The following is a 17,082-nucleotide window of genomic DNA, read 5'->3' as shown; positions in this document are numbered from 1 at the left end:
TTCAATGGCTTTTCTTTTTTTGTCTATCCGCTGTAAATGCATTTTGATATTTTATCATTTTTTCTTTTATCCTGTTTTTTATTAATTCAAAAACTTTATCATCACTCTTTAAACTTTCATCAGTCATAATTTCCATACACTCTTCAATATCTTTTACAGCATAAATAGAAAACTCTTCTTTGTCAACTGCTTCAATGACTGCATCCTTTAATACAAGCTCATCTATATTTGAATAGGGTATTATTACTCCACAGTTTTTAATTCCGTAGATTTTACATATATCATAAAATCCTTCGATTTTTTCATTTACTTTTCCAACGGGCTGTATCTCTCCTCTTTGATTTACAGAACCGGTTACAGCTATATTTTGCTTTATTGGTATATCTGAAAGGCTGGATATAAGCGCAATAAGCTCTGCAGATGACGCGCTGTCGCCATCTATTTCACCATACATCTGTTCAAAGCAGATGTTTGCATTAAAGGATATAGGTATATCCTGTCCAAAGGTTTCCCCAATATATCCAGATAATATAAGTACTCCCTTGCTGTGAATATTTCCGCTCATTTTTGTTTCTCTTTCAATATTGATTATTCCGTTTCTACCAGCAAAAGTTGTAACTGTTATTCTGTTTTGCTTTCCAAAAGCGAAATCCCCATAGTCTATTACCGCCAAGCCATTTATTTCTCCAACTTTTAAGCCCTCAAGATTGATTATATATTTGCCCTCTTTATACATATTAAGGAGTTTATCTCTAATAATCCCATGTCTTTTTTCCATAGAAGAAATTGCACTGCCGACATTTATCTTTGTTATATTCTTCTGAGAATTTAATTTTGCATTTGAATCCGCAAGATCTATAATATCTACTATTTTATCAAAGGATGCAGTTAAATAATTCCTGCTCTCTGCTATTCTTGAAGAATACTTTATTATTTCAATTATGCCATCCCTGCTGATTGGAAGTACATTATTTTCATCACAATAATTGCTTATAAATCCAAGGAATTTTAAAATTTCTCCATTATTATTTTTTATTTCATCTTCAAAATCAGCCTTTATTTTAAACAGTTCCCTAAATTCTTCATCATAATTAAACAAAAGATAATATATAAAAGGAGTTCCAAGCAAAATCACCTTTATATCAAGAGGAATATTTTCTGGTTCTAATGTCGATAGTGGAATTATATCGAATTGGTTTTTTAGATTTTCAATAGAAATATAATTTGATATTAGACTGTTTTTTAAAGCATTCCATCCCTTATAGCTTGATAAAAGCTTAAGAGCATCAATAACGATAAAGCCACCGTTAGCTTTGTGAAGACTTCCTGCTTTAATCATTGTAAAATCCGTGACCATCATTCCCTGTTTATTTTCATATTCTATAATTCCAATCAGATTATGAAATTCTGGCTCATCTTCAAAAATCACCGGAGCCCCTTCATTTTTATCATGAGATACTATTACATTTACATAATACCTTTTATAAAATTCCTCATCATATTTTTCATTAGCTTCATCTCCATCCATAAATGCATCAATGTTTTCAGTTATATCTTTCTGCATATCTTTAAGATAATCAGTTATCTTAGGATTGTACCCGTATTCTTTTATAAGATCGTCAATTTTACTTCCTATCAATTCTATACATGCATCATCATCTAATTTTTTAAGTTTATCCTTCATCTCTTTCTTTAGCTGCTTGCTTTTTCTAATTGCTTCAAGGGCAATTATTTTTAATTCTGAAACATCTTCGTTTATTTTATTTTTTTCATCCTCAGACAGCTCATTATATTGTCTCTCAGTCATTTCATCAGTTCCGTTAATAAGAGGTATAAAAGCAAAGCCTTCACCTGTGCTTTTTACATTAAAGCCTTTATATTTTGCGATATCATATAATTTATCTACATATTTCAATATTTCCTTTTGATAAATATCAATTATGTCATTTCTTTTCTTTTCATAATCTTCGTTTGAAAAAAAATCCGGCACTTCGTAAAATAGACTATCGATTAAATTACTTACATCATCTTTGAATTTAACTGATGTACCAGACTTTAGCCAAATCGCCAACGGTATGTTGTTATCTTTAAAATTATATACATAACACCAATCTAAAGGCGCAGGCATTTTTTTTGCATATTCTTTTATTCTTTTAATTACATAGCTTCTTTTTCCGCAGCCATTATTGCCAGAAACATATATATTATACCCTTTCTTATTCATTAACAATCCAACTTCAATTGCATCTACAGCTCTTTGCTGCCCAATAATTTCTTTAAAAGGAGTAATTTCTTTACTCGACTCAAATATCGGAAGTGAACTAAAGTCCATTTTTAAGTCATCTGATGTAAGCTTTTTATATTTCATAACACTCCCCCCTTTGCTTTAATATATAATATTCCAAAAATGTAATTTTAAATATTACTTTTTTTGATTTAATAAAAAAGAAGGTATAAATTTAAAATTCATACCTTCTTTTTTATTATCTTCCTATTATCTTCAAAGAAGAACTGGCACCTATTCTGCTTGCACCAGCTTCAACCATAGATACAGCATCTTCAAAGCTATGTACTCCTCCCGATGCCTTAACTCCCATATCATCGCCAACAGTCTGTCTCATAAGTCTAATATCTTCAGCCTTTGCTCCCCATTTGCTAAATCCTGTTGATGTCTTTACAAAATCCGCTTCAGCTTCCTTTGCAAGTTTACAAGCTATCACCTTTTCTTCATCAGTTAAAAGGCAGGTTTCTATTATTACTTTAACAAGTGCTTTACCCCTTGCCGCTTCTACAACAGATTTAATATCATTCTTTACATAATCATATTCTTTCGCTTTTAGCATTCCGATATTTATTACCATGTCAACTTCATCGGCTCCATCCTCAATCGCCTTTTTAGTCTCAAAAGCTTTAACTTCACTATTTGATGCTCCAAGCGGGAAACCAATTACAGTACAAACCTTAACACTGCTTCCCTTTAAATTTTCAGAAACTAATTTTACATAGCAGGGATTTACACATACCGATGCAAAATTATTCTCCTTTGCCTCAGCACATATTTTTATAATGTCCTCCGGCGAAGCTTCTGGTTTTAGTACGGTATGGTCAATTATAGATGCAATAAATTCTTTAGTTATCATTTTATTCCTCCTCTCATCAATAGTAATTTTATTATATAATATAAAAATATTCAAATAAATTATTTGCATTAACGCATTAAATTATTGACATATTAAATTAATAAATGCATAATATATTAAAAATATTATAATAGGTGGTGTGTATTAATGGATAGAGAAAAAAACAAAAACAACAATAATAATCAATGCAGCAATGAAGACATAATAAAAAACCTCGAAAGCAGTTCTTTATCGAAGGAAGAGATGGAAAATTCAGAATATATATTTTGGGTTAATTAAAAGGGATTAAGCAAAGGTTAATCCCTTTTAATTTTTATTAAATAAAAATTATTTAATAATATTATAAGCTAAACTTGTTTACTAATAGTTTGACTTCCTGCCTGTTGTTTTGGCGGTAATTTTTTAATGAATGTGCCGCTGACATTTAAATTGCTTTTATCTTCAGTTATCATAGAAAATTCATTTGTAAGTTCAATGGCTCCTCTCGGGCAAAAATCAGCACACATCTGGCAAAAGGTACATCTGCCCATAAAAAAATTCATAGTAATTTCTTCACCATCATCTGTTTTTTTAGTGGATTTAGTTATAGCTCCTGGTGCACACACTCTAATACACATTCCGCATCCAATACATTTATCACTCTTAAACAAAATCCTCCCTCTATATCCTAAAGGTGCTTCTTTCTTTACAAATGGATACCTCTCTGTACTGGGCTTTTTAAAAAGAGAATTTACCGCTTCCTTTACGAAGGGAAAATTCATTTATTATCCCTCCTTTTATTTTTTAATATCTCAACAGCCTTATAAAGTCCATCTATAATGGCTTCAGGTTTTGGAGAACACCCTGGAACATACACATCAACAGGAACATAATAATCGAGAGTATGCAAAACGCTGTAGCTGCCTGCAAATATATTGCCTGATGCAGGGCATGAACCTAAAGCTACAATAACTTTAGGATTTGGAACCTGAGCAATAGTCCTTATAACTCTATCCTTTGACTGTTCAGTAACCGGCCCTGAAACAACAATTATATCTGCATGCCTTGGAGTTCCTGTTAATTTAAATCCAAACCTTTCCGCATCATAACGAGGTGTTAAAGTAGCAACGAATTCTATATCACAGGCATTGCAGGAACCAGCATTAATATGAAACAGCCATGGAGATTTTTCGAAGGATTTTTCAATAATCTTTTTAAACAATTTATTACCTCCCTACAATCCTAACCAAACTAATATAAGGCTTAGAATAGATAGTGCCGTTGGATACGTCCAATAAAATTTAAGCATCTGCTCAACCCTCAGTCTTGCAGTAACTGCTCTAATCAGGGAAACTGATAATATAACTACGATTATGCACAATACATATTGAATTGCAGCGTCAAATAAAATTATTCCTGTCCCATTACCGCTTAAAAATAAAGTTACAAACAAAGATGAAAATATGAAAATCTTCAAAGCATAATTCAGCTTATATATTCCAAGGGGAAAGCCGCTATATTCAACTAAAGGCCCCTCACAGATTTCAACTTCTGCTTCTGCAATATCAAAGGGCAGGCTCCCGACTTCACAGGGTATTACAAAAAGCATAGCTAAAAATGCTGGTATCATGCTCCAATGAAACAGCATCGGTCCTTTAAGGGATTGATATTCAACAATTTTTGATAAAGAAAAAGTAACCATACCGTCATTAACTGCCATCCCTGCTTTTTTCCCTACAGCAAGAAGAGCTATTATTAGGGGAAGCTCATAGGAAACAATAGAGACCATTTCTCTTGAAATACCAACTCCTGCATAGGGTGAGCCTGAAGATGAACCTCCTATTATAAGGGAAACTGCAGGTATAGTTAAAAGGTATATAATAACTATAACATCTGCAACAGCATTAAAAGCACTAAATTTAAATATAGGAATAAATAATGATATAGTAACAAGACTGATAAGCCCTGCTACAGGCGCAGCTATAAAGGTTCTTTTTGCTGCTGAGTTTGGTATAATAGTTTCTTTGCCCATAAGCTTAAAAAAGTCATAGAAAGGCTGAAGTATAGGGGGACCTATTCTTTTTTGCATCCTTGCAACTATCTTTCTATCTATTCCAGCAAGTATTAAACCTGCAAAAAAGCAGAACAAAAAACCAGGAAAAACGAAAATATAAAACAAATATTTTAATATTAACAATTTTACCCCTCCTATGGAACAAGTAAAAATATATAAGCAATAACGATAGCTGCTGTTGAAATAATCCAAAGAGTATAATCGTTAACAACACCGCTGTGAGCAGAATGCATAAAATTAAAATACTTTCTAAAATCATATTTTAGACCCCAGAAAAGGTCTGCTCCTCCAACCTGAGAGTATTCACTCTTTTCACCGCTGTAAAAGGTATCATATTTGTAATCTTCAATTTCCTTTGAAACAATGCTCCTTCTGTTAACATCTATTCCACCTGCTAATACTGTTAATGTAAAGGCTAAAAGTATTATTATAAATAATATAAGATAGTATTCAGGTCTCCAGTATCCTGCAAGTTTATAGTTAATATTAGGTACAGGCACTGTTTCTTTAAAATACTTTTCAGCATATCCATCCTTTAGCATTGCATCTATGTATTTTCCTATGTTAAGTGTAGCCGATACTGCAGGAGTTATTAAATACTTAGTAACATATTGTGGAAGTATACCTGTAATGAAGCACATAAATGCCATTATCCACATAGGTATTCTCATTCCAATTGGAACTTCCTTTGCATTTTCACATTCCTTTGATAGCTGACCAAAAAATACCGATTGAGTTACTTTTATAAAAGATGCAAGAGTTAATACGCTTACAAGAAGTGCAATTATAGTAACTATAACAAAGCCTTCTTCATAAGCTGACTGATATATGAGCCATTTAGAGACGAATCCATTAAAGGGTGGAAGACCGCTTATTGAAAATGCTCCAATTAAAAATATCAATGCAGTATGAGGCATCTTCTTTGCAAGGCCTCCGAGCTTATTAAGATCAGTAGTGCCAACAGAATAAAATACCGCTCCTGCACAAAGAAAAAGCAATCCTTTAAAAAGAGTATGATTCAATGCATGATATAATCCCCCTGTTATTCCAAGGGCTGTTGAAAGTCCTATTCCTGTTATTACATATCCTATCTGTGAGATGCTGTGAAATGCCAAAAGCCTTTTAAAATCGTTCTGAATAAGGGCCATTGTAACCCCTATAAACATCGTTATAGTTCCTAATATAATTATCAAAATCTGCATTGAAGGTAAATTTATACTTTGAAAAAGCATATATAAAAGTCTTATCATTCCATAAACCCCTGCTTTATTTACCATACCTGAAAAAAGCATAGATATGGATGAAGGCGCTGTCATATATGCATCAGGCGCTGCAGCATGGCATGGAACTATAAAGGATTTTACAGCATATCCCGTAAACATGAGTCCTAAGGAAAATAAAGTTATAGGAGTATAGTTTTTGTGCATTAGTGCTGCAATCTGAGCCATATTTAGGGTATGAAGCTGAGCATATAATAATGTAGTCCCAGCAAGTATAAAGGATGAGCCTATGGAGCCAATAACTATATATTTAAATGCTGCCTCAAGAGCCCCTTCAATATAGTTTCTAAAAGCAGTTAATGCAACCGCTGCAAAAGTAAATATTTCAATCATTACAAACATATTAAATATGTCACCAGAGAGTACAAATCCCATTACTCCCCCTGAGAGCATAAGATATAGAACATAATATTTATCTAATGTATCATCATTTTCCATATATTTAAAAGAGTATATTCCTGATAAGAATACAGTAAAGGATACAAGCAGTGCAAAGAATAAGCTAAGCTGATCGACTTCAAGTCCTATTCCAATTGCCCAATCGGAAACAGGTATCCAGTTACCCATCCAATATGATATTACTTTCCCTTCAAGCATAATAGGTTTTATAAGAAGCAGTATAAGCAGAAAGGATGTTCCTGTTGATAAAAACGTAATAATATTTCTAACTATTGAGCTTTTTCCTCCAAACAGCGCATTCAAAAAAGCTCCAAGAAATAAAATTATTATCGAAAGCACTGGATAATGCTGCATCATCCATTCAACCTCCTTACTTTATCTGCATCTATCGTCCCATATTTATCTTTAATCTTAATTACAAGAGATAAAGTCATTGCAGTAACACAAGCACCAATTACTATTGAGGTTAAGGTTAATGCCTGAGGAACAGGGTCTACAAAAAATGTATCAGGTTTTATTTCATTAAACGTAAATATTGGAGCAGAACCTCCTGCATTAAATCCAACGCTTACAATAAGAAGATTAACGCCATAATCAATAAGGCTTAAACCTATTACAGTTTTAATAAGATTTTTCTTTGTAACAACCGTATATATCCCAAGTACTATAAGCAAAAATGAGCAAATATAATTTTCAAGTATCAAAAAATCACCCCGCTTTAATGATTGCTGCTGCTATCGCTATGCAGCAGTCCAACCATAAGAAGAATTAAAAAACCCACTCCCGTTAAAACTTTATAGCCTACTGAAAAGTTCATCCAAAATATAGTTCCTGAACTATATAAATCTCCTATATTTCCTGTTTTATAAAATATATTTCTGCAAAAATTAGCTCCAAATATTATTCCAACAAGTGCAAAGAAAGAATAAGCTATTGCACCTACAGCTTCATTTTTACGCAAAAATTCAATATTAAAAGTTTTCTTTAGAGTATCATTTCCATAGCCAAGATATATTAAAATTACTGATGAGGCTACCAATACTCCTCCCTGAAATCCTCCTCCAGGGCTTAAATGTCCATGAAGTATTATATAAAGCCCAAGAACGAGTCCAACAGGAGTAAATTTATCAGCAGCACATTTTACGATAATGTTTTTAACTTCAATGTTTTTTTTCATCGAAATCATCCCTCTTTCTCCTGCCATTTTTTAAAATAACAAAGGAACCCGATACGGCAGTAAGCAATATGAAAGATTCTCCTAAAGTATCATAACCTCTAAAATCAAAGACAACAGCAGTTACTGCATTTACTGCATGGGTTTTATTCAAGTTTTCCTTTACTATTATATTTGAAACTCCATCAGAACTTTTAACATCGTAGTTTGAAGGATTTTTAATTAAATCATAAGCCCTTGTATCCTTACCATCATAAGTTCGAGGAAGTTTAGCTGCATAAATCATAGTGTAGATTCCCATTACAGTTATAACAGACAGGGAAAAATAGGTAAAAAACCTTTTCATCGCCTTTCTCCTCCCTTTACTTTTCTCAGAGCAACAATAAATATAACAGGAGATAATACAGCTCCTACAGCTGCCTCAGCTATAGCTACATCAGGCGCATGAAGCATAATAAACTCTAAAGCTGTAAATGAACCTAATATGCTCAATGCTATTATTGATGATAATAAATTTTCAAAGTAAACCGTAAGAAAAGCACAAAGGAGAATGCCAATAATAACTAATGTATTTAAAATAACTATGCTATTTGCCATCAGCAATATCCCTCCCATAATCATCGCAAACAAATTTTTTATCCGGTCTTATACCATATTTATAGGCAGCTTTGCAAATTGCATGTCCAGCAATCGGATTTGTTAAAACTATAAACATTCCTATTACAAGAACCTTAACCCCTGTGCCTATATTCCCGCTCCAAAAGGAATAAACAGCTCCTCCAAGCACAGCCCCTAAAGTTCCAAGAGTTGCTATATTAGTGCTGGACTGCATCCTGCAAAAACTATCCGGCATCCTTATAATTCCGACAGTTCCTGCAAAAGCGAAAAAGCACCCAAAAATCAAAAATATATCTACAATTATCCTCATAACCTTCCCTCCAAGTACCTTGATATAAGAACAGTACCAATAAAGCCAAGCAGTGCTATTATAAGAGCTATATCAAGATATATTCCTCGTCCGCTGTATAGTGAAAACAGTATTAGAGCAACGGATGTCATAATATCAATGGAATCCGACGCAACTGCCCTGTCCACAACATTAGGTCCCTTTGCAACTCTATATATAAGCACAATGCTCAGCAGTATATAAAATACCCCTGCATAAATAAGCTCTATCACTTCCATATCCCCCCTATTCCTTTTTCAAGAGTACCTTTTATAGTTTCTCCTGCTTTTTCAGAATTTGTAGTAGCAACATCTATCCAATGAATATAGTAATAATTTTTACCATCCTCCTCTGCTATATCCATAGTAATAGTTCCTGGGGTTAATGTTATTGAATTTGCAAGCATAGATAAAGCATATTCTGATTTTAAATCAGAGGGAACTTTTACTATACCTGGCTTTACAGGAAGTGAAGGATTAAGTGCCCTTTTGGCAACATCTATATTGGCTTTTAAAAGTTCCTTTGGAAAAATTAATAATACATAACGCAAAAGAGAGCCAAACCTTGAAGTGCTAAATAAATAAAATGGATTATCATGTATAAAAAACTTTGCTGTAAAAACTGCTACAATTAAGCTTACAACAGCACCCACAAGAATCTCTTCTAAGTTAAATGCAAATGTAAATAACATATAAAATACAAAGCATAAAATAAAAGTAGATATTACAGCAGATAGACTTGTTTTTTTCAAGCATACCCCTCCTTTTTCTAATTTTTCTGTCTTTTTTAAATAAATCATTCAACTTCCAAACTATCGATGTATAATTCACGTCCAGAAAGTATTTTTAAATCAGAGCTTTTACATATTGGACATTTTATTTTTATATTCTCCATTATATTTTCACATTCGCAATTTAAACATTTAATCCTGAGCGGAACTGTTTCTATTTTAAGAACTGCTCCCTCAACTACCGTACCCTTTGAAGCTATACTAAAATACTCCTGCAATAGGCTTGGCATAATTCCTGATATTATTCCCACTTTAAGTCTTATCTGTATTATCCTGTTTACCTCATACTTTTTAACTTCTTCTTCAGTTATTTTAATAATTCCTTCGATTATAGAAAGCTCATGCATATCATCTATCTGTACAGGAAAAACACGGGTCAATACTTGCAATTATAAGCCCCGAGTCTGCAATAGTATTGCCTCTTAACATAAAAGGTATTGTTGGAGCATTTTTAAAAGTGGGAACATGTATGCTGAGCCTATAATTAGTCTGCCCTCCATCGCTTATAAGATAGTGAGATAATTGCCCCCTTGGTACTTCATGCCTTGCAGTAAATTCTCCAAAAGGAACCTTGGGCATTTTTACTCCGAGGTTTATAGCACCTAAGGGAAGATTTTCAACTGCCTGTTTTATTATCTTCATACTCTCTTGGAACTCAAGAACTCTTACAACCACCCTCGCCAATACATCTCCATTTGAAAGAACAGGTACATCGAATTCAAAATCATCATAGGATGAATAGGGAGCATTTTTCCTAACGTCTGTATTAATTCCAGAAGCTCTTGCATGAGGTCCCACCGCTCCTAATCTCAAAGCATCATCCTTAGAAAGAACACCTACCTTTTTAGTCCTCATAGCAATGGTTTTATCAGTTAAAAAGATATCCTTAATCCTATTATGTTCATTGCTTAAATCCTCAATCATTTTAAGTATTTTCTTTCTCTTTTCATCGTCTATGTCTCTTCTTGCGCCTCCTATGGTTATCATCGCATAATTTACTCTGTTCCCTGATATTTCTTCAAGAATATCCATTACTTTTTCTCTTACATTCCATATATGCATAAACATGCTGTCAAATCCTATTATATGGCAGGCAATTCCAAACCAAAGATAATGAGAATGAAGTCTTTCAAGTTCTGCTATTATAACCCTTATATACTGCCCTCTTTTTGGTATCTCCATATTTGAAATATTCTCCACCGCCATAGCATATGTAAAAGGGTAAGAGTGAGAGCATATTCCGCACACTCTTTCAACAAGTACAAGAGTTTGAATAAAGTTCCTCTCCTGTGCTATTTTTTCTATTCCTCTGTGATTGTAACCAAAAAACACCTCTGCATCCTTAATTATTTCCCCTTCAGTATATAATTTTGCATGTATAGGTTCTTCTAATGATGGATGATTGGGTCCTATTGGAATCGTATAACTCATTTTATTCTTCCTTTACTCCTGATAAATTTTGTCTTAACTTAGATAGCGGAGTAACAAGTATTTATCCCTGTCCTTCTAACATAGTATCAGGCATAAAAAGCCTTCCTTTGATTTTAAGTCCTTCAAATTTAACATCGATTAGCTCTTCAAATTCTCTTTCAGGCCATGCTGCTGCAAGATCATAAATATGAGATATAGTCGGAAGAAGTTTTCCCCCTACAACTTCATAAGCTTCGATGCAGTTTTTAACCTCATATTGATATGAAACAACATTCTGCCCCTCTTTATCAACATAACCATGAATCATCACAAGCTGCCTTCCATCTTTTTTCATATTGCTTGCAATATCTACAATCTGATTTTTATTAATAGTTGTTTTTTTGTATTTTTGCATCTTTTCCCCTCCTAAACCCTTTTAAGGATTTTATAAAAATAATAATAAACAATTTAACAAATCCTCGGAAGCTGCATACCTGATAGCTTTGTTAATATTCTTGTTCCGCCTATTTCAGTTTTCAGCGTTACCCTTCCTTTATGATTAGATGTAACTTTACCTATTATAGCTGCTTTTTCTCCTCCCTCTGTTTTTCTTAATTTTTCTATAAGTTCTTCAGCAATATCAGGGGATACTACCGCTGTTATTTTACCTTCATTTGCAGAATATAATGGATCTATTCCAAGTATCTCGCAGGCTGTATTAACCTCATTAGATACAGGAAGTCTATCCTCATATAGCTCTATTCCAAGCTCTAATCCTTCAACAAACTCATTTAAAGTTGTAGCAAGACCTCCTCTTGTAGGATCCCTCATTATTTTAATATTTTCTTTAAAATACAATATTTCTTTAGATAATACATTAAGAGGCCTGCAATCTGAAACTAAATTTATACCTGTAAACAGCTGCTCCCTCTCTAACATTACTGCTACTCCATGATCTCCAATATTTCCTGTAACTATTACCAAATCACCATCTTTCATTCTGTCTTCCCCTAAAAAATCATATTTTAAAGTTCCAATGCCTGATGTATTTATAAAGATACCATCTCCCTTTCCTTTTTCAACAACCTTTGTATCACCAGTAACCACCTCAACATTGCACATTTTTGCTGTTTTCTCAATTGATTCAATTATTCTTAAAAAGTCTTTGGTTTTAAAGCCTTCTTCTATAATAAAGCTAAGGCTTAAATACCTCGGCTCTCCACCGCACATACAAATATCATTAACTGTACCGCAAACCGAAAGTTTTCCAATATCTCCTCCAGGGAAAAAATATGGATTTACAACAAAACTGTCCGTTGAAAAAACCATCTTCTCAAAGCCCTCTAATACGGCACCATCTTTAAGTTTAGAAAGTTCCTCGTTTCTAAAATGGGGAAGAATGATATCTTCAATTAGTTCTGATGTTTTCCTGCCTCCGCTCCCATAGGATAAAGTTATAATATCATCCATTATCTCACCTTCAATCAGAATACTTATAAGCTGCAGCACAGGCTCCTTCGCTTGAAACCATGCATGGGCCTTTGGGATTTTCTATGGTACATACTGTTGAAAACAATTTGCATTCTCTCGGGTCAATCTTTCCCTTTATAACTTCTCCACAGCTGCAAAAATCATTGTTTTTATAGGGATTTAAATCCAAATTAAATTTTTTAACCGCATCATATTGTATGTATTCATCCTTTAATTTTAAGCCGCTGTTTTCAATCCATCCAATTCCTCTCCATATATCATCGCAGGGCTCAAAATACTTATTCATAATATTTCTTGCTATTTCATTACCCTTTTGCTTTACTGCTCTTATGTATTCATTTTCAAGTTTAAAATCTTTATTTTCTCTCATTTGTATCAGCCTATATATTGAATAAATTATATCTCCTGCTTCAAAGCCGCAAATTACAGAAGGAATTTTAAACTCAATCTCAAGAAATCTAAAGCCTTCTTCACCTATTATTACTGCAACGTTTCCAGGACACAAGAAACCATCAATATTAAAGTCATTCATATTTATTAGTTTTCTTAAAACCGGCTCCACCATTTTATGCAGACTAAATACGCTAAAATTATTTACCCCTTCATTTATAGCTCTTTCAATTGCAATAGCAGTACTTGGAGCTGTAGTTTCAAAACCTATTCCTATAAAAACAACCTCTTTATCTTTGCAGCATTGAGCTATCTTTACAGCATCTAAAGGTGAATAAACAACTCTGATATCAAAGCCCTCTGCTTTTCGTTTTTCAAGGCTTGTACCGTCGATTGAGCCTGTTACTCTTATCATATCTCCATAGGTTGCAATTAAAACATCCTTATTTTTTGAAAGAAACAAAATATCATCTATTCTTTCTGTTGGAGTTACACAAACAGGACATCCAGGGCCAGAAATTAACTTTATATTTTTAGGCAATATTCCCTTTATTCCGGATTTTGCGATTGAAACGGTGTGAGTGCCGCATATTTCCATTATCCTTATTTCTTTATCATATTTAGTAAGAGCGCTTAGAATTTTTTCAATATCTTTAGGCTTCTTAAATTCATTCCAAAGCATCTGCAACCTCCTTAATAAGCCTTAAGTTTTCAAGGGCGGCTTCTTCTTCAATTTTTTCAATAGCAAATCCAGCGTGTACAATTACATAATCCCCAAGATTAACATCTTTTATAAAATCTATTCTTATATCCCTTCTTATTCCTAAACTTTCTCCAACAGCATCCTTGCCATTGATTTGTATAACCTTAAGAGGTACTGCTAAACACACTTTATATCACCTCCATGATATGCAATTAAGCACTGACCTAAAGCTATCCCCTCATCATTTGCAGATACCCTGCTGTGACAATAAACATTAAAACCCTTTAATTCTATATTCCTTTTAACTTGAGGCAAAAGGTACATATTCTGAAATACCCCTCCGGATAAAACCACATCCTTAATACCTGTCATTTTACCTATTCTTTCAACAATCATGCTTGAGACATATATGAGGGTATTCATAAATTTTGCTGAGATGATGGATGGCGATATGTTCTTTCTGACATCATATACAACTTGTTCAATAACATAAGTCCAATCGAATTTCAAAATATCATTGATATCTTTTATTTCAAATTCATAATACTCCTCAGTTTTTTGAGATATATTCTCAAGAACAACTGCTCCCTGCCCCTCATAGGATGCTTTCTGTTTTACATTTGTTATTGAAGCAATAGCATCAAATAGCCTTCCTATGCTGCTTGCATATGGAGTATTTATTTTTTTATTAAGCATTTTTTCTATTGCTAAGTAGTCTTCATAAAATCTAAAATCTTCAGGAATTTTATTATATGTTTCATAGAGAACTGAATATCCTATTCTGTATATATCTTTAACAGCTCTGTCACCGCCAGGCAAAGGTATTGGTTTTATACTTCCTAATCTTTTGAACCCGCTGTAATTCCCTGCAAGAAACTCTCCCCCCCAAATCGTGCCGTCAATTCCATAGCCTGTACCATCCCAAATAACCCCAATAACATCTTTTTTTAAATTATTATCTGCCATACAGGATGCCATATGAGCGTGATGATGCTGAACAAAGCACAGCAAAACTCCATCTTCTTTTGATTTTTTTATTGCATATTGAGTTGACATATAATCAGGATGAAAATCGCATGCTATTTTTACAGGTTTAACATTAAAAAGATTTTGGAAGTGATTTATCTGGTGCATGTAGAAATCAAAGGTTTCAATATTTTTCATATCTCCTATATGCTGGCTTAAAAAAATATAATTATTTCTCGAAAGAGCAAAGGAAGATTTTTGTTCTGCTCCACAGGCTAATATCTTTCCTATATCCTCATTTATTTTTATAGGGAAAGGAACATATCCTCTCGACCTTCTAAGAGGATATTCTTTTCCGTTAAATTCTCTAACAACCGAATCATCGCATCTTACATAAATATCTCTATCATTCATCAAAAAACCATCTGCAATAGAAGACAGCCTTTCTAAGGCTTCCTCATTTTTATACTCTATCGGAAAATCCGATAAATTTGCACTGGTCATAACAAGAACATCTAAATCCTCTTCAAAAATCAAATAATGAACAGGAGTATAAGGAAGCATAAATCCGAGGTATCTGTTGTCCATTGAAATATATTCAAAAGTTTTATCATACTTTTTCCTCAAAAGAACAATAGGTCTTTTATAAGAAGTAAGCATTTTTTCTTCAGCTTCATTTATAAAACACCATTTTTTTATACTTTCAATGTTTTTTGCCATAAGAGCAAAGGGTTTTTCATCTCTGTGTTTTCTTTTTCTCAGTTCATTTACTGTTTCACCATTTAATGCATCACAGCACAGATGAAATCCTCCAATTCCCTTTATTGCAACTATTTTCCCTTCTCTAATATAATTTGCAGTTTCTTTTATTGGATCTTTTTCAATTTTGTTTCCCTCTTTATCAATAAAATAAATTTCAGGTCCGCAGTCAAAACAGCAATTAGGCTGTGCATGATATCTCCTGTCGTTTATTTCCCTATATTCACCTTCACACTTTTCACACATTTTAAAGTTCTTCATTGTAGTTTTATCCCTATCATAGGGAATGTCCTTTATAATAGTAAATCTTGGACCGCAGTTAGTGCAGTTAATAAAAGGGTATCTATAGCGCCTGTTTCTTTTATCAAATAGCTCTCTTAGACAGTCGTCACAAATACATACATCAGGAGATATAAGTGTAAATTTTTCTTTATTCTCGCTGCTTTTTATAATTTTAAAATCTCTATATATTGTTGTATTTTCAATCTCCTCTACCTTTATTTTTTCAATAACTGATAGTTTAGGGTTTTTAAATATTAAATCTTGTATAAAATTTATCAAACTTTTATCTTGTCCTTGAATTTCCATTAAAACACCTGAAGAGGTGTTTTTTATCCATCCTTTAATATTATAATCATTCACTAATTTATGAATAAATGGCCTAAACCCTACACCTTGAACTATTCCATTAATGTCTAACCTAATAGTTTTCAATTTATATCACCTTGCAAATATGTTCTATAACAGAATAACTTTTTAAAAATTCATAATACAATATGTTATAGAGTTGTATGTTATTATTTTAGCAACAAAGATATTTTGAAACAGTTTAAACCTCATTTTATCTAAATTTATATGATGTATTACATATTTTTTTTATATCTGTTATTATTATAATACATTTCAAAATAATTTTAAACATAATTTTCCATTATTATTTATTGTTTACATATTTTATTTTTATTGGTAGGTAAATTGAATTAATAAAAAATATTTTTAAAACTAAACTAATAAAAAAAGACTCTTCGAGAAAACAATAAAATATGATATAATTTACATTATGATTTTATAATTAAACTTATTAATATTGTTAATAATTATAAGTAAAGGGGATAGAGATATATGAGTTTTAAAGAAACGCTTGCAAAGAAATATGCTGAGGCCTATATGAAAAAATACGGTGACAGGCTTGCACAAGTTCAAGGTCATGTTCTTAGTGTCAAAGTTTCAACTAAAACCATACTTTGGATATATCATATACTTAAAGTAGATATACTTGTAAGACCTGAAAGAAGCAAATTCATTGTCAGAACCCAGTACACAAAAAAGCAATGGTTTAAAAAGCCTGAATTCATGCAGCTTTCTCAAGGAAACCTTGTTATAATTCAAGGAGTTAAGGGAAAGAAAGGAAAAGAAAACAGCGAAACAATACAAGTTCTTAATATAATGAATTTAACAACAAAGAAAGATCTAATACCTATAGATCATGACAAAATTAAAAAAGTACAGCAAAAACAGATAATAAGATAGTTAAAATATGAGCCCATGTTACTGTTATGATTTCCTAATAAAAAATTTAAT

22 protein-coding genes are annotated in these 17,082 nt (G+C 32.6%); 2 read left to right on the top strand and 20 right to left on the bottom strand.

Annotated features, from left to right (window positions below):
- Nucleotide 1: 1 nt before the first annotated feature.
- Complete coding sequence (locus tag B5D15_RS04365; RefSeq protein WP_078695897.1) at nucleotides 2-2,368, bottom strand: Lon protease family protein; 2,367 nt, start codon at nucleotides 2,366-2,368, stop codon at nucleotides 2-4.
- 115 nt (nucleotides 2,369-2,483) lie between these two features.
- Nucleotides 2,484-3,140 (bottom strand): deoxyribose-phosphate aldolase, encoded by a 657-nt coding sequence (gene deoC, locus B5D15_RS04360; protein ID WP_078695896.1) that lies wholly within the window; start codon nucleotides 3,138-3,140, stop codon nucleotides 2,484-2,486.
- Nucleotides 3,141-3,287: 147 nt separating this feature from the next.
- Between deoC and B5D15_RS15750 the strand changes: the two genes are divergently transcribed.
- Complete coding sequence (locus B5D15_RS15750) at nucleotides 3,288-3,419, top strand: hypothetical protein (protein WP_278305489.1); 132 nt, start codon at nucleotides 3,288-3,290, stop codon at nucleotides 3,417-3,419.
- Nucleotides 3,420-3,487: 68 nt separating this feature from the next.
- Here the strand turns inward: B5D15_RS15750 and B5D15_RS04355 are convergent, their stop codons facing one another.
- The 18 genes from B5D15_RS04355 to hypF all read right to left on the bottom strand — a co-directional run bounded on the left by B5D15_RS04355 (nucleotide 3,488) and on the right by hypF (nucleotide 16,215).
- Complete coding sequence (locus B5D15_RS04355; protein ID WP_078695895.1) at nucleotides 3,488-3,901, bottom strand: 4Fe-4S binding protein; 414 nt, start codon at nucleotides 3,899-3,901, stop codon at nucleotides 3,488-3,490.
- On the bottom strand, nucleotides 3,898-4,341 hold the full coding sequence (locus B5D15_RS04350; protein WP_078695894.1) for an NADH-quinone oxidoreductase subunit B family protein: 444 nt from the start codon (nucleotides 4,339-4,341) through the stop codon (nucleotides 3,898-3,900). Before B5D15_RS04350 ends, B5D15_RS04355 begins: the two co-directional genes overlap by 4 nt.
- Before the next feature lie 12 nt (nucleotides 4,342-4,353).
- On the bottom strand, nucleotides 4,354-5,316 hold the full coding sequence (locus B5D15_RS04345) for a respiratory chain complex I subunit 1 family protein (RefSeq protein ID WP_078695893.1): 963 nt from the start codon (nucleotides 5,314-5,316) through the stop codon (nucleotides 4,354-4,356).
- Between the two features lie 11 nt (nucleotides 5,317-5,327).
- Nucleotides 5,328-7,229: a proton-conducting transporter transmembrane domain-containing protein gene (locus tag B5D15_RS04340; RefSeq protein ID WP_078695892.1), complete on the bottom strand. Its 1,902-nt coding sequence runs from the start codon at nucleotides 7,227-7,229 to the stop codon at nucleotides 5,328-5,330.
- Nucleotides 7,226-7,576, bottom strand: coding sequence for a sodium:proton antiporter (locus B5D15_RS04335; RefSeq protein ID WP_143287192.1), 351 nt, complete (start codon nucleotides 7,574-7,576; stop codon nucleotides 7,226-7,228). The genes B5D15_RS04340 and B5D15_RS04335 overlap by 4 nt, the downstream gene beginning before the upstream one ends.
- Nucleotides 7,577-7,590: 14 nt before the next feature.
- A complete protein-coding gene (locus B5D15_RS04330) occupies nucleotides 7,591-8,058 on the bottom strand; it encodes an MnhB domain-containing protein (RefSeq protein ID WP_179122191.1) in 468 nt (155 codons plus the stop codon).
- Nucleotides 8,033-8,392 (bottom strand): hydrogen gas-evolving membrane-bound hydrogenase subunit E, encoded by a 360-nt coding sequence (gene mbhE / locus B5D15_RS04325; RefSeq protein ID WP_078695890.1) that lies wholly within the window; start codon nucleotides 8,390-8,392, stop codon nucleotides 8,033-8,035. The genes B5D15_RS04330 and mbhE overlap by 26 nt, the downstream gene beginning before the upstream one ends.
- Nucleotides 8,389-8,643, bottom strand: a complete 255-nt coding sequence (locus B5D15_RS04320) for a hydrogenase subunit MbhD domain-containing protein (protein WP_078695889.1) — start codon at nucleotides 8,641-8,643, stop codon at nucleotides 8,389-8,391. Before B5D15_RS04320 ends, mbhE begins: the two co-directional genes overlap by 4 nt.
- Entirely contained in the window at nucleotides 8,633-8,974 is a 342-nt protein-coding gene (gene mnhG / locus B5D15_RS04315; protein WP_078695888.1) for a monovalent cation/H(+) antiporter subunit G, read from the bottom strand. The genes B5D15_RS04320 and mnhG overlap by 11 nt, the downstream gene beginning before the upstream one ends.
- Nucleotides 8,971-9,231 (bottom strand): MrpF/PhaF family protein, encoded by a 261-nt coding sequence (locus B5D15_RS04310; RefSeq protein ID WP_179122190.1) that lies wholly within the window; start codon nucleotides 9,229-9,231, stop codon nucleotides 8,971-8,973. Before B5D15_RS04310 ends, mnhG begins: the two co-directional genes overlap by 4 nt.
- Complete coding sequence (locus B5D15_RS04305) at nucleotides 9,222-9,743, bottom strand: Na+/H+ antiporter subunit E (RefSeq protein ID WP_242948688.1); 522 nt, start codon at nucleotides 9,741-9,743, stop codon at nucleotides 9,222-9,224. Before B5D15_RS04305 ends, B5D15_RS04310 begins: the two co-directional genes overlap by 10 nt.
- A 44-nt stretch (nucleotides 9,744-9,787) precedes the next feature.
- Nucleotides 9,788-10,162 (bottom strand): hydrogenase maturation nickel metallochaperone HypA, encoded by a 375-nt coding sequence (gene hypA / locus B5D15_RS04300; RefSeq protein WP_179122189.1) that lies wholly within the window; start codon nucleotides 10,160-10,162, stop codon nucleotides 9,788-9,790.
- Nucleotides 10,131-11,213, bottom strand: a complete 1,083-nt coding sequence (locus B5D15_RS04295) for a hydrogenase large subunit (RefSeq protein WP_078695885.1) — start codon at nucleotides 11,211-11,213, stop codon at nucleotides 10,131-10,133. Before B5D15_RS04295 ends, hypA begins: the two co-directional genes overlap by 32 nt.
- Nucleotides 11,214-11,274: 61 nt before the next feature.
- Nucleotides 11,275-11,607, bottom strand: a complete 333-nt coding sequence (locus B5D15_RS04290; protein WP_078695884.1) for an NADH-quinone oxidoreductase subunit C — start codon at nucleotides 11,605-11,607, stop codon at nucleotides 11,275-11,277.
- 53 nt (nucleotides 11,608-11,660) lie between these two features.
- Nucleotides 11,661-12,662, bottom strand: coding sequence for a hydrogenase expression/formation protein HypE (gene hypE / locus B5D15_RS04285; RefSeq protein ID WP_078695883.1), 1,002 nt, complete (start codon nucleotides 12,660-12,662; stop codon nucleotides 11,661-11,663).
- A 10-nt stretch (nucleotides 12,663-12,672) separates the two neighbouring features.
- The gene (hypD, locus tag B5D15_RS04280) at nucleotides 12,673-13,755 is read right to left on the bottom strand and encodes a hydrogenase formation protein HypD (protein ID WP_078695882.1); all 1,083 of its coding nucleotides are present in this window, start codon (nucleotides 13,753-13,755) and stop codon (nucleotides 12,673-12,675) included.
- The gene (locus B5D15_RS04275) at nucleotides 13,742-13,963 is read right to left on the bottom strand and encodes a HypC/HybG/HupF family hydrogenase formation chaperone (protein WP_078695881.1); all 222 of its coding nucleotides are present in this window, start codon (nucleotides 13,961-13,963) and stop codon (nucleotides 13,742-13,744) included. The genes hypD and B5D15_RS04275 overlap by 14 nt, the downstream gene beginning before the upstream one ends.
- Nucleotides 13,954-16,215, bottom strand: coding sequence for a carbamoyltransferase HypF (hypF, locus tag B5D15_RS04270; RefSeq protein ID WP_078695880.1), 2,262 nt, complete (start codon nucleotides 16,213-16,215; stop codon nucleotides 13,954-13,956). The genes B5D15_RS04275 and hypF overlap by 10 nt, the downstream gene beginning before the upstream one ends.
- Before the next feature lie 408 nt (nucleotides 16,216-16,623).
- Between hypF and B5D15_RS04265 the strand changes: the two genes are divergently transcribed.
- Nucleotides 16,624-17,031 (top strand): hypothetical protein, encoded by a 408-nt coding sequence (locus B5D15_RS04265; protein ID WP_078695879.1) that lies wholly within the window; start codon nucleotides 16,624-16,626, stop codon nucleotides 17,029-17,031.
- Nucleotides 17,032-17,082: the final 51 nt, after the last annotated feature.

Source organism: Caloramator quimbayensis (assembly GCF_900167605.1).
GTDB classification, from domain to species: Bacteria; Bacillota; Clostridia; order Clostridiales; family Caloramatoraceae; genus Caloramator_B; species Caloramator_B quimbayensis.
Note: the sequence above shows the minus strand (reverse complement) of the source record. Positions and strands in the feature narration are given on the sequence as shown.